Here is a 12,841-nt window from a genome sequence, read left to right on the forward strand (position 1 = left end):
ATAGTGAGGCCTTCAATTTCGTTCTATAGATGTTACGGTGAACCGTATCATAAGTGACGGTGAAAAATTTTCGGGGGAAAATTGGACTTTATTGAATCGTAAATGTGACTTGGATTCGGTACAGTGAAGGATAAGCATCAGTACGGATGTTAGTTGGAGGGGGAGGACCATTATTTGGGAGGCAGAAAAATAACCTCTTGATGAATATCAGATCCAACCGGATCGATTAAGACATTGATTCGAAAAGCGACGCAAACATTATTGAAATAGGAAAGCGATCCGATCAGTAAATGAAAGAGGGTACAAAATGAAAATACAATATTTCCACCATAGTATGGATATCCAATCTGATTTGTCGGTCCATGGCATTTTTTCGAGCTAATCGGGGACGGGCTACACACGTTATCAAGAATGTTAAAGAATATGAAATATTCCTGAAAATAAAGAGGCCCGATTAGCTTATCTGCAGCTAATGCGGGTCTCTTATTGTGATTCACAAGCCAAGTATGCGCTGATCTCGTAAGTTACAGCTTCTGTTTAAATTTCTATATGTTGTCCTACGTTTGTAGCGAGAGCCTTTTGATAAATCAACTGTGCCGTCACAACATCAAGCACAGCTGTTCCCACAGTTTTAAACAACGTGATTTCCTTATCGCTGTTTCTTCCTTGTACCTGGCCTAGAATAATTTGTCCTAGTTCGCCGGTGAAGTCCTCTTTCGATACAAGGCCTTTTTCCATAGGAATCAGTAGATCGCCCGCTTCCGCCAAGACGCCTTCGATGGTGTCAAATACAATTTTGTCGGCCCGCTGTACAATCTGCTCAGGCAGTTCTTGCATTTGTGGCGTATACGCGCCAACTCCGTTAACATGAGCGCCTTTTTTCACAAGACTACCGTCAAATACCGGACGAGTAGAGGTTGTGACCGCTGTAATGATGTCCGCATCTTGAATGGCCTCATTTCCGTTACTTGCGGCAACAATCCTTGTGTTGAATGAGGAAAATTGCTGCTGCATCGACTCGGCAAATGCTTTTGCCCGATCAAAGTTGATATCTAATACCCGCACTTCCTCAAGATCACGCACTGTAAGCATCGCTTCCAGCTGTGTCGCTGCTTGCCCACCTGTTCCAAACAAGACGGCAATCTTGGCATCTTTTCTGGCTAAAATATCTGTACCTGCTCCCTGGACAGCGCCGGTTCTAAGCTGCGTTAAGAAGGTTCCATCCATAATGGCGCACACTTCGCCGGTTTTTCCGTCCAGCAAAATCATTTGTGCCGGAACAGACGGCTTGCCAAGCTCGATGTTACCCGGAAACACAGACACTATTTTAATTCCTGTAGCATCCATCTCTTTGATATAGGCCGGCATGAAAAGGTTTTGCCCTTGTTGCTTGGGAACATCGATATTAACACGTAAAGGAACCGTACATTCTCCCTCGGTATATAATCGCAGAGCCTGTTTACTTGCGTCGATCGCTTCTTTCATTGTAAAAACCTTCTGAATATCTTCTTTAGTTAATATTAGCATTCTAATGCACCTCATTTTTAGTATTAGACCGATTATTGTTGAACGGCGTTTCTATTCTTGAACTCATTAATTAACATACTTGCCCCGCTATATAGCAGAATCGCGGCAACAACCCACTGAAGAGCAGATACATCTAATCCCTTTACAATATACACGGCAATCAGAACACCAATAATTCCGAATGTAGCTGCAAACAGTGTTATTTTTCTGCTGTACTCACCATATTTAATGAACTGCATACTGCCGATTGGAACGGAGAAAGTAGCAGCTCCCATCATAATCGGGAAGGCAACCATTGGATTTAAACCAAGCGCATATACCGTAACCATGGTTAACGCATAAGATCCTATTCCAATATTGTTGAGTGCTCCGTAAGCAAACAGGCAGATTGCTGCGATCACTAATTTCCCGCCATACAGGCCAGTAGCGGTTCCCCCATTTGGAATTAAGCCGAATTTACCAGCAAGGATGAGCAGCGTTGCAACCACAAGCCCTAATCCGATGAACTTACGAATGATAGAAGGGGACAGCTTCACGACAATCCGGGGGCCAATATAGGCTCCGATAATCTGGGATACTATACATACAACCAAGGTCATAATGTCCACATCAATAACGGTTATGAATGCCAGAGCCATGACCGCTACAGGGATCACGCACTGTGTATTTAAGGTTCCCGGAAGTTTTTTGTCGGACACCCATTTTGCTTTCCGGTACAAGATGGATGAAAGTGCAAAGTCTGAAACCCCAAAGGTAGAGAAGAAGAAAATCAATGTTGAGGATATCGCGAGCATAAAGCCGTTACCAGGCTCCTGCTTGATTTCCTCCCGGTGTTTCACTACATCTACAATAAACCTTACGGCAAAAATAACATTAATCAGGACCACAAGGGTCAGTATAATCGTCGCTGTTGTCATTAGTTACAACCTTCTTTTCATTTTTTTGATTATAAATGCTTCGTATTCCTTTCAGCTCGTCGCCAAACTGCCTTTTGGCATCATCGCCCATGGCATCAATCAGTCTGAAGCAGTAAGCGTCATGTTTAATATTTTCTTTGGCAAGGAAGACCATCGGAGTACTTTGCGTCCATATGACTTCTGCATTCTTGTCATTTTGAATATGCCCGAACAGGATTTCCTTGGAATCGACCACAATATTAATCCATCTGCCGCCGCTTTCCTGAAGTTTTTCTTCCTCAAAGCCATGTTTGTAGTAGTTGACCAGCGGAACTTGATAATCATGGTTTGTGCTATAGAGAATAATCACCGACCGTTCAAGCCTTTCCTCTACGGCACGTAGTTCCTCAATAATGTGATGAATATCCTCTTTCCAGACCTGGATATATACCTCGGACTTGGCTTCACTTAGCAAAAGCCTGCACTTGTTGAAAATATTTTTATACCCGCGGATATACCAGAAATTTTCTAGGTCCATCGTCTGGTTATAGCTTTTCAGTTCATTTTTTACTTCAGTCAGGCTGTCGTCCACACTGCTCTTGATATTCTCAATGAATTCTTCAATAGGAACGGCACTGTAATGGACAGGATTGGTTTGCTTTGAAACGACAATGCATCCCTTTTCCATTAAAATCTCCAAGATGTTGTACACCTTAGATCGAGGCACGGCGGAATTTTTGCTGACTTCATAGCCTGTACCCGTTCCGTTTTTTAGCAAAGAGATATACACCTTTGATTCTGATTCCGTGAAGTTGAACGACTTCAACAATTGAATTACTTTGTCCATCTCATTTCACCTCATACTCAATAATATGATTTCATTTTACAAGTAAATGAGACTAGATGAAATGTTCTTGTGAAATTAATCACTTTTGTGTCTGATGTGTTTCATTGTTATTAGTAGCTACCTTTGTTAACTACTATACACCGCCTATAATAGTTTGTACATAATTTCACAAAGATTTTAGGGTAGCATGAACAATTGACTTCGAATTCTAGACACAATTGGCATTGGAGTGAAACTGAGGATGTTGATCGCGGTCAGCATAGTAAGCCGTGTTATCTTCTAAGCAGTTAGTGATAGAGGGTTTGCAAGAGGGATTGAAATCAGAAGAAATAACGGGTTCCATCTATAGAGGCAAACATCTCTGGAAAAAGTACGGAGAAGAAACTATACAGCCAGTATTCCTACTTCTCTTCCATCAGGCAGGTGGTATAGTGGCTGCATTAATTAGAGGGATAACTTACGATGTATTTTAAAATTATCAAAACTTGATTGTTATTAACGGCATAATTTGTACCCTCGTAGCGCTGGGGTATATCGTAATATTCATGACATACAGAAGAGTCCTAGGATTCAAAATAAGAGGACTGCAGTAGGCACGGTACTTTGACTTCGCTTCATGACTTGCAGAGCAAGTATCGGGGTAAGCTGAACGCGAATTCGTCCTATATATGATATGGGGAACCGTATCATAAGTAGGTGGAATTTTTGGTTACGAGGCCTAGGGGGGCATGGGGCTAACTTGGACCCAACCCGATAGAAAAGGGGGATTACTTCTTTATAAACACGGAAACCATTCGTGCGCCCAATTTACTTAACAAAGCATAAACCAACTGTGTTCTGGTCAAGACCCCATTTAGTAGACATTGTAAAAAACCTAGGCTACAAGCTGGTTTCTGTATTCAACAGGGGTCAGCTTGTTTAGTGTGCGCCCAGCATGGGCGCTATCTCTAGGGTTTAAGTCCCGAATTGCGAAGGCAGTAATTAAGGCAAGGGTGTCCATCATGAGGTGGAATCTGAAGGAAGCCAGCGGCAAATCTCTCGTCTGAGGAACACGAACTTTATTTAAGGATAGCGTACGTTGGATGAGTCTGCACTACAAATCAAAGTCCTTACTGCCGAAGGCGTGCGAGACTAGCGGAAGAGTGGAAATTACCTCGAATGAAGGTGAAGAAGCTAATCGCACTCGGCGTGACATGCTGATTTGGGCTCCAACCTGTGGCAGCATGCCTTGGTATGCATGGGACGTGTACTGGTTGATCGCTATGATCTTACGTTTCAACACCTCATCAGGATCGTTATCCTTGCGCTTCAACCCCCGATTCAAGATTTTGTAACCACTTTTTTAGGACATCTTCCTCTTCGTACAGACGACGTAGTTCGCGTCCTTGCTCAGTTTCGGCCCTATGAGGATCTCCACGTTTATCCTCGATTGATGCTACTCCTTTTTCCTGGTATTTCCTAATTCAAACTTTAGCTGGTTTCTTGTCATGTACTTTTAGGTGATCTGTAATATTGCTGTAACTCCCCCTCATCGAATAGCTTCCACCTTAAGAGACTCCGGATAATGCTTAAACCTCTAACCCTTTTTCGCTGGCACAAAAATGCATCCTCTAGAATTTCATCGAATTAACAAGAGGTTTAATCCAATATCAATTCTAAAGGGTGAACTTCAATTCCAGGTTAGAAGCCGTACGGTGTTATTTGCTTGTAAATCAAATCTTAACAATCAGGCTTTAAAATATCGTAAAAGGAGGATGAAACATGATGCAAGACGCTATTGTTTGGGGGTCACTAATTATTAAGTACAATTGGATCGCGTTTGCCTTTTCTGCACTGGCAGCTTATATGGCTATGAAATTCTGGTTGAGAGATAAGGTTGATATCAAAAAGCCAATTTTAGAGGATATAACCAATGTGTTTTTTTGGGCATTCATCATTTGGAAGTTTAGTGTCATTATTTTCAATCCCGTCAGTGTTATAAATAATCCGTATTATATTCTTTATTTTTCCGGGGGCAAGCGAGGGATCTTGCTAGCGGCAATCGCTGTTCTTATTTTCTTAATTATTCAATCTCGAAAACACAAAATTAACCTTTGGATGTATGCAGCGGTACTATCGGTAGGATTTGTATCTTATAAATTGGTTTATTCTCTTTTCAGGCTCTTCTTCAATTATCCACAATCATTCGTGTATGACCTTAGTCAAATTGTTCTAGCGATTGTGCTGCTGATTTGGTTGTATAGCCGAAAAGAGAGTTTTGGAAAACCACATGAGATCTATCAACTGATTCTATGGTTCAGCATCGGACAAATTTTTAGCTACTTTTTAAATAGCTTTAATACAGCTGTGTTCTTGGGATTTTCCTTAGAGCAGCTTATCTTTTTGACCATTGCTCTAGGTTGCTTATTAATACCAATTTTTGTAAGAAAGAAAAAACTTTAACGAATCTTAACAATCTCTCGTTATTGTTAACAGGAATACTTTGCTGGAGGAATTACAAATGGACAATATTTCAGTTTTATTTGCTATATCGGCTGGGCTACTATCGTTCTTCTCACCTTGCATTTTTCCGTTATTGCCTGCCTATCTTGCTAATCTTACAGGTTCATATGGGAGTGGAGGCCAGATTAATGTTTCCAAAAGAATAATGATGATTCGTTCCATTCTCTTTATCCTTGGTTTTACTGTAGTTTTCATGCTTATGGGCGCTTCGGTCAGTATGATAGGACAATTATTCGCTGCAAATCGAGGGATAATAGAAAAGGTTAGCGGTTTACTTATTATTATGTTTGGTCTACAGATCGCAGGGATTTTGAACCTTCGCTTTCTCATGTTTCAAAAGCAGCATGAAACCAAGGGTTCTAAGAGCGGATGGAATTCATTTGTCGTAGGAGTCGCATTTGGAACAGGCTGGACGCCTTGTGTCGGATTGGCTTTATCTTCGATTTTGCTGTTAGCGGGATCTTCTGAAACGATGTACAGTGGAATGTTTTTGCTGCTATTTTATTCGCTGGGCTTAGGCGTTCCTTTTCTTCTAATATCGTTCTTGATTACAAAATCTATGGGTATTATGAAAAAAGTGAACATATGGTTGCCGCGTCTATCTTTGCTAAACGGTTGGATTATGATCGTGATGGGCTTAATGCTATTTACGGGGCAATTGCAAAAATTAAGTGCATGGCTCTCCCAATTCGCGCCAGTTTTTTAAAAAAGAAAGGATGGAATGGTCTTTCCTATGAAAAAAAATATAATCGCTATTGTAATCCTGCTTGGATTGGTTAGTTGGGGAATATACGATACAATGAAAAAAAATAATGCAGTTAAAGCAAGTCTGGCTAGCAGTGAACAAGTAATAGAGGGGCTGGATATGTCTTCACTGACCATTGGTATTAATAAAGGTAACATTGCCCCTGAGTTCGAACTAAAAACACTGGATGGAGAAAGTGTAAAGCTGTCTGATTTTAGAGGAAAAAAGTTAATCGTCAATATGTGGGCAACCTGGTGTCCACCATGTAGAGCCGAAATGCCGGACATGCAAAAATTTTATGATAAATATAAAGATGAAGATGTGGCGATTCTTTCTGTAAATATGACAACATCAGAAAAGAGTGTAGACGATATTTCCAAGTTTTTAAATGAATTTGAGATTACATTCCCAGTTGTATTGGATGAAGAAAATAAAGTTGCGATGACGTATCAAACTTTTTCGTTGCCTACAAGCTATATTATTGATTCGAAAAGCATTATTCAGCAAAAAGTTACAGGTCCGATGAATTATGAAATGATGGATAAGATGATTTCAGAGATACAATAGATGGAGTTGGAGGTATTTAGAATGGCTGTACAAGGGACTGGGATTTTGGTAGTAGAGGACGATGTTAAGATCCGTAAGCTGATTGTCCTGTACCTGGAGAAAGAAGGGTATGAAGTTTATGAGGCTGGAGATGGGGAAGAAGCCCTTGATGCCTTTAGAAAATATGACCCTTGCCTTGTTATTCTGGATCTAATGCTTCCGAAAGTTAGTGGGGAAGAAGTCTGCAAGAGTATTCGTGCAGATTTGAAAGAACAAATACCTATTATTATGTTAACGGCTAAAGTAGAGGAACAAAGCCGGATTGAAGGCTTGAAATCGGGAGCAGATGATTATGTAACGAAACCGTTTAGTCCAGGTGAATTGGTTGCACGGGTAGAATCTATTTTGCGGCGGACAGGCCAGAGATGCAGCAAAATTACGTATCGTGGAGTAACCATTAAAGCGTTGCGGGGCGAAGTGCACTTCAGAGGAGAAATTCTAAAGCTCACACAGCATGAATTTCGTCTTTTGTTTTTTTTGATGATGCATCCTAATCAAATTCTGACTAGGGAACAGATCATTGATGAACTGTATCCCAATAATGAAAAGGCAGTAACTGAAAGGTCGATTGATGTTCACATTGGCAGATTGAGAGAAAAACTGAAGTGGGACGGGGACAGCGAACTAATCGAAACTATTCGAGGAATGGGGTATCGCTTTGCTGCTTTTCAAAAATAATCCATTACGTTTAAATATAATGTGGAAATTTACTCTGGTCAACGTAGCGGTCATTGGTATTGCCGTCTGGTTGGCGGGAGTTTCGGTGAAAGACTTTGCCTGTTTGTTGATTGCTAATTCCCCGTCTGTGAGTCCAGAAGAGAGCGCCTCTTTTACTCAAACAATGCAGACTTTTCTAATTAAAGCAAGTCTATTGGCTGTGTTGATCGCAGGGATCTTCCATTACTATTTTGTCAGGAGGCTGCTTTCTCCGCTTAAGCAATTGGGTCGTGCTGCACGACAAATGGCTCAAGGTGAAATGCCAGAACCATTATCGTTTCGGGTTCGAGATGAAATTGGACAGTTAACGGAAGACTTTAATCATTTAAGCCAGAAATTAAAACAGGTAGAAGAGTTAAGAAAAAAAATGCTGTCTGATATTGCCCATGAGCTGCGGACCCCGTTAACCAATATTAATGGCTATTTGGAAGCTTTAAGCGCAGGAGTAATTAAGGGCAATGCAGAGCTTTACCAATCACTTCACGAAGAATCGATACGCATTACCCGAATGGTTGAGCAGTTACATGAATTGAATGTATGGCAAGGAAAGAAGATTTCCAATGATAATAAGGTGAATGTACTCTCTATAGATAAGGTCATTGAGTCTTGCATTGATCACTTTTCATTAGAGTTCAAAAGTAGAGGGATCTCTCTTCAATCTAATATTGAAGCAGCGCAAGTAGTCGGGGATGAAGACGGGCTAAAACAAGTGCTACATAATCTTTTGACCAATGTTCTGCAATATGACCAGGGCGGGTGGATAAAAATAGGAGGAACGCGGAACGAGTTTGGTTATCAAGTTACTGTCAACAATTTAGGCCAGCCCATCCCTAAAGAAAAAGAAACTCTAATCTTTGAGAGGTTCTACCGGTTAGATTCGTCTCGCAGCAGGGATACGGGGGGGGCAGGATTAGGGCTATCTTTAGTGAAGGAAATTATAGAACAGCAGAAAGGAAAAGCAGGGTTGCGGTCTGATGGAAATGAGCATTCCTTTTGGTTTACAATACCCTTAAAATAAGGGGTGTTTTTGTCACAATGGGTTGGGAGCCCTTCTTACTTGAATTTCAAAAATCCTTTCAATTTCTCCGTCACGGTGAACAGCGACGGCAACAAAGCTTCTACCATAGAACAGTATTTGAGTCTTCGCGAAGGAGAGTCTGTCATACCGTAAATTGAACCATAAAGAACAATAGCGAAGAAGAGATAACCTCTCATCTTCGCTATTGTTCTAGGTTAAATCATTTTCCCGAAAATATAATTACTCCCTACAACTCTATTGGATTTACAGAGTCAACCACGTCTTGGATTTCTTTTTTTGTAAAAGACGGATTGTAATATGAAGTGCGACAGATAAAAAACACCCATGGAAGATTCGTGTAAAATGGAGTCACCACAACAACCATTACACAGGAGAATCAAACCATGGGCTACACACATCTTAACATAACTGAACGCAGTCAGCTAGAAATCTTACTTCGCTTGGGATGGTCCAATCGACAGATTGGCAAGGAACTAGGCAGACATCACTCCACCATTGCTAGAGAGCGAAACAGAGAGAGTTGCAGGGAGACGTACGCCGCAGAGATTGCACAGGCTAGTTACACGGAGCGGCGAGTATCGTGTAAACCAAAGGGTCGGTTTACCCTTGAGTTAGCCAGCGAACTGGAAGCAAACCTACAGCAGACTTGGTCACCTGAGCAAATTGCCGAGCATAGGAGACTTCACGGTAAATCGTTCGTTTGTTTCAAGACCATCTACCGTTGGCTCTATACTGGACGCCTTGCTACAGGTGAAGTAAAGGTACTAAGACATAAGGGTAAACGGCGTAAGCCCATGGAGACACGTGGACGCTTTCTCATCGGGAAACCCATTAGCCAGCGCCCTAAAGAGGTGCGTAAACGAGAGGCTTTCGGACATTGGGAATTGGATACGGTTGTATCCAGCCGAGGAAAAAGCCGAGCCTGTGCCGCCACATTCATCGAGCGCAAGACACGGATGTATCTAGCCCTAAAAATGCCAGACCGTACGGCTCACTCGATGGAGATCGCTTTCGGTGTCATTGCTAGCCAGTACCCTCACAAAACTTTTCTAACGGCTACGACAGATCGCGGGAAAGAATTCGCCTGCTATAGCGCCCTAGAAACCTTTCACGGACTGGATATCTACTTTGCCGATCCCTATTCGTCCTGGCAACGAGGATCTAACGAAAACGGGAATGGGCTACTTCGAGAGTTCTTTCCAAAAGGTCATGACTTTGGGCAGGTTACTGATGAGGAACTCGCTCATACCATCCATCTCATTAACAACCGCCCTCGAAAATGTCTAGGATGGAAATCTGCTCACGAATCTTTTATGGAACAGGTGTCGCACTTAGCTTGACAAACCGTCAAAAGAAAAAGGCGTTTCAAATGGATTGTTTTTGGATTCAATATAGGCCCATCCCAGAGCAGTTAAGACTTCTTCTAAGTTCTCAGCAGTTACTCCGTTTATTCCTGCATTGGCAAATACTGTTTCGTCAGGCTTAGGCGCTAAGCTAGATGGCAAAAAGTATTGCTGGATCGCTGTTAAAGCGAGTCCTGAATGAACTTGATTAACAATCTCTTGAATTTCAAGTACGGTCCATGGAGATGTCTTGTCCACGCTCAATGCATAATCAACATCGGTTAAGTTCAACTGAGTAACACCTGTTACTCCAGCAGTGTCAAATATTAATTGGCCAGGCGCATCGCCAACTTGCTGACCGTAGTAAGCATTAATCGCATCCAACGCGGCTTGTGGAGACATTGATGCAGGTGTTTGCGTTGGTTCAGGTGTCGGTGTTGGTGTTGGTGTTGGTGTTGGTGTTGGTGTTGGTGTTGGTGTTGGTGTTGGTGTTGGTGTTGGTGTTGGTGTAGGCGTTTGTGTTGGCGCAGATGTTTGCGCTGATGAAGGTGTTTGCGTTGATGTAGGTGTAGGCGTTGATGTAGGTGTTGGTGTAGGTGTCTGCGTTGGTGTAGGTGCCAAATATTTGGTTTTCGCTTCGTATGCACCAGTAACTAGTAAATCACGTGTTGCATTTGCTTGACCACCAAACTTACCATCCTCTAAATTGCTTAACAGTTTCAATTCTAGAGCCGCTGCAACATATCCTTGTGCCCAATTACTCACTGTTTCATCTGTACCAGTACGAGCTTTAGCGTCTGCATCCTTACCTACTATTCTTACTAGAAATGTTGCTAGTTGCTCTTTTGTAACCTTTCCTGCAGGGTTATATGTTCCCTCTCCGTAGCCATCTGTTATTTCAGCTTTTTTGATTGCCTCAATATAAGGTAATGCATAACCATTAGCTGCGTCGTCAGCTTTTACATCAGTAAATGAGGACGTTTTTAAGTCTTTATTAACTTCAATGCCGGTAATCAAAGCAGCAACTTTGGCGAATTGTGCTCTATTCATTTCGTCTTTTAAACCAAATGTAGTATCACTTACCCCATTAAAAATTCCTGCTAAAATCAATGCATCAAACTTGGCTTTCGTTGCCGCATCTAAATCCTTTAGATCAGTAAAATCTGAAGATGTCTTCGTTTCTGCATAAACCGTAATCCCAGAGGTACACATTAATAAAACCAAAATTAAAGCAAAGCATTTCTTTTTCACAAATATTCCTCCTAATTAGACTTAGGCTCTACCGTCTGGGTTAGTCGGTGAAATCCTTTCAAGCCTATATTAAGATAATTATCGACTCGATACTACTTTTTTTTTAGAAATATTGTGAAGTATTATGAATTTACCGTAATTTATAAGTTTAACATCCTACAAGCGCCATGCAATATAAATAATCTCACATATATACACCGTATGATGCTCTACTTCACATTCGTAACGACGCCTACACAAACGACAAACCAAGCTGCAAGAATCTATGAGTTCGAGGTATACTGACCTAGTGTTACGGCATAACCCTTGTGACTTATGTGATAGTAAAGATTTAAGCCACTGAGACTTTAAGTTTCAGTGGCTATTTGATTTTTGAAGAAGAAAGGAGCTTCAATCGACGTTTTAATAATAGTTAAGACAATGACTCTGTCGTTATTTGGATGGTGGATGTATGTGCTTGGCTAGCTTCAACAAGCTGGATGCCTTTTCCAACGTTCATACCATTTACAGGAGCCATCCAAGGCTCAATGCACACGAAGGGTTTTCCTTGTAACGCCCAAAGCACCATATACTGATATACATCTTCTGAGGTGATTGTCACTTTCAGTTGTCTTGCATGATCGATCATTTCACATTGGTTAGATTGTAGTTGCTCATAAATGGCAGTAGATTCAGGTTGATTAAAGTTTAATTTATTTTGCACTATACTATTGGGTACCATTTCATCGTAATTAGACGAAGGAATATTTATTTCGAGACGGTCTTTATTTTCTACATAGAAATAAGGGTGGTATCCCAAATAGAAGGGCATTACTTTATAATCATCATTATGAATGGTAGCCTGTATACTTAGCCCACTCTTGGTAAGTGTATATTGCATAATCAATTTGAAATGAAAAGGGTATCTTTCATAGGTATCTTCATTATCTACCATCTCAAGCGTGATTGAAGCACTATGCTCATCAGCAAAAGTATGGATTACCTTAGCTGCTAGATTACGCGCAAAGCCGTGCTGTTTTAAATGATAGGGTGTGTCGTTGTAATAGTAAGTTTCATCAACCAGGTAACTACTAATAGGAAATAAAATAGGATTGCCACCACGTATATTTTTCGAAGGATCCTCTAATGTTTCTTGTTCAAGATAAAAAATCGGTTCATTATTATGCATATATTTACTAATAATAGCGCCTCGTTCGGGAACTATTTCGATATAAATGGTACCTTCCTTATTGGTTAGAACGTAGGTCTCAAATCGGTCTTGCTTAGTGTAACAAGTAAACATAATCTTCCTCCTCAAAGATAGTTATAACAACAGTAATACCATGCCAATAGTGTTGTAAAACAATAAGTAACATTATACATCATGTA

Annotated in this window: 12 protein-coding genes; 6 read left to right on the top strand and 6 right to left on the bottom strand. The window is 41.0% G+C overall.

From position 1 onward, the window contains the following. Positions 1–537 precede the first annotated feature (537 nt). The 4 genes from NSS67_RS03050 to NSS67_RS03065 all read right to left on the bottom strand — a co-directional run bounded on the left by NSS67_RS03050 (position 538) and on the right by NSS67_RS03065 (position 4,594). Positions 538–1,527, bottom strand: a complete 990-nt coding sequence (locus tag NSS67_RS03050; protein WP_339318241.1) for an ornithine cyclodeaminase family protein — start codon at positions 1,525–1,527, stop codon at positions 538–540. A gap of 32 nt (positions 1,528–1,559) precedes the next feature. Beyond that, a complete protein-coding gene (locus tag NSS67_RS03055; RefSeq protein ID WP_339318242.1) occupies positions 1,560–2,444 on the bottom strand; it encodes a sulfite exporter TauE/SafE family protein in 885 nt (294 codons plus the stop codon). Then, positions 2,401–3,270 (bottom strand): helix-turn-helix domain-containing protein, encoded by an 870-nt coding sequence (locus tag NSS67_RS03060; RefSeq protein WP_339318243.1) that lies wholly within the window; start codon positions 3,268–3,270, stop codon positions 2,401–2,403. Before NSS67_RS03060 ends, NSS67_RS03055 begins: the two co-directional genes overlap by 44 nt. A 1,093-nt stretch (positions 3,271–4,363) precedes the next feature. Further along, positions 4,364–4,594, bottom strand: coding sequence for a hypothetical protein (locus NSS67_RS03065; protein WP_339318244.1), 231 nt, complete (start codon positions 4,592–4,594; stop codon positions 4,364–4,366). 437 nt (positions 4,595–5,031) lie between these two features. Here NSS67_RS03065 and NSS67_RS03070 point away from each other — a divergent pair, with 437 nt between their 5' ends. The 6 genes from NSS67_RS03070 (at position 5,032) to NSS67_RS03095 (ending at position 10,219) form a co-directional block, all read left to right on the top strand. Next, positions 5,032–5,712, top strand: coding sequence for a hypothetical protein (locus NSS67_RS03070; protein WP_339318245.1), 681 nt, complete (start codon positions 5,032–5,034; stop codon positions 5,710–5,712). 58 nt (positions 5,713–5,770) lie between these two features. Then, positions 5,771–6,478, top strand: coding sequence for a cytochrome c biogenesis protein CcdA (locus tag NSS67_RS03075; protein ID WP_339318246.1), 708 nt, complete (start codon positions 5,771–5,773; stop codon positions 6,476–6,478). Positions 6,479–6,505: 27 nt separating this feature from the next. Continuing rightward, on the top strand, positions 6,506–7,084 hold the full coding sequence (locus NSS67_RS03080) for a TlpA disulfide reductase family protein (protein WP_339318247.1): 579 nt from the start codon (positions 6,506–6,508) through the stop codon (positions 7,082–7,084). A 21-nt stretch (positions 7,085–7,105) separates the two neighbouring features. Then, positions 7,106–7,801, top strand: a complete 696-nt coding sequence (locus NSS67_RS03085) for a response regulator transcription factor (protein ID WP_339318248.1) — start codon at positions 7,106–7,108, stop codon at positions 7,799–7,801. Further along, on the top strand, positions 7,782–8,858 hold the full coding sequence (locus tag NSS67_RS03090; protein ID WP_339318249.1) for an ATP-binding protein: 1,077 nt from the start codon (positions 7,782–7,784) through the stop codon (positions 8,856–8,858). The genes NSS67_RS03085 and NSS67_RS03090 overlap by 20 nt, the downstream gene beginning before the upstream one ends. 404 nt (positions 8,859–9,262) lie before the next feature. Next, complete coding sequence (locus NSS67_RS03095) at positions 9,263–10,219, top strand: IS30 family transposase (RefSeq protein ID WP_339318250.1); 957 nt, start codon at positions 9,263–9,265, stop codon at positions 10,217–10,219. Here the strand turns inward: NSS67_RS03095 and NSS67_RS03100 are convergent. Both NSS67_RS03100 and NSS67_RS03105 read right to left on the bottom strand, forming a co-directional pair. After that, positions 10,211–11,473 (bottom strand): S-layer homology domain-containing protein, encoded by a 1,263-nt coding sequence (locus NSS67_RS03100; protein WP_339318251.1) that lies wholly within the window; start codon positions 11,471–11,473, stop codon positions 10,211–10,213. The genes NSS67_RS03095 and NSS67_RS03100 overlap by 9 nt on opposite strands. 412 nt (positions 11,474–11,885) lie before the next feature. Next, entirely contained in the window at positions 11,886–12,755 is an 870-nt protein-coding gene (locus tag NSS67_RS03105; RefSeq protein ID WP_339318252.1) for a hypothetical protein, read from the bottom strand. Between the last annotated feature and the right edge of the window lie 86 nt (positions 12,756–12,841).

The sequence above is a fragment of the Paenibacillus sp. FSL R10-2734 genome (assembly GCF_037963865.1).
Taxonomy (GTDB): domain Bacteria; phylum Bacillota; class Bacilli; order Paenibacillales; family Paenibacillaceae; genus Paenibacillus_AQ.

Excerpts from the sequence above, each read along its gene's own strand:
- NSS67_RS03050 (WP_339318241.1), bottom strand. The coding sequence starts at position 1,527 with ATGCTAATATTAACTAAAGAAGATATTCAGAAGGTTTTTACAATGAAA.
- NSS67_RS03055 (WP_339318242.1), bottom strand. The coding sequence starts at position 2,444 with ATGACAACAGCGACGATTATACTGACCCTTGTGGTCCTGATTAATGTT.
- NSS67_RS03060 (WP_339318243.1), bottom strand. The coding sequence starts at position 3,270 with ATGGACAAAGTAATTCAATTGTTGAAGTCGTTCAACTTCACGGAATCA.
- NSS67_RS03070 (WP_339318245.1), top strand. The coding sequence starts at position 5,032 with ATGATGCAAGACGCTATTGTTTGGGGGTCACTAATTATTAAGTACAAT.
- NSS67_RS03075 (WP_339318246.1), top strand. The coding sequence starts at position 5,771 with ATGGACAATATTTCAGTTTTATTTGCTATATCGGCTGGGCTACTATCG.
- NSS67_RS03080 (WP_339318247.1), top strand. The coding sequence starts at position 6,506 with ATGAAAAAAAATATAATCGCTATTGTAATCCTGCTTGGATTGGTTAGT.
- NSS67_RS03085 (WP_339318248.1), top strand. The coding sequence starts at position 7,106 with ATGGCTGTACAAGGGACTGGGATTTTGGTAGTAGAGGACGATGTTAAG.
- NSS67_RS03095 (WP_339318250.1), top strand. The coding sequence starts at position 9,263 with ATGGGCTACACACATCTTAACATAACTGAACGCAGTCAGCTAGAAATC.
- NSS67_RS03105 (WP_339318252.1), bottom strand. The coding sequence starts at position 12,755 with ATGTTTACTTGTTACACTAAGCAAGACCGATTTGAGACCTACGTTCTA.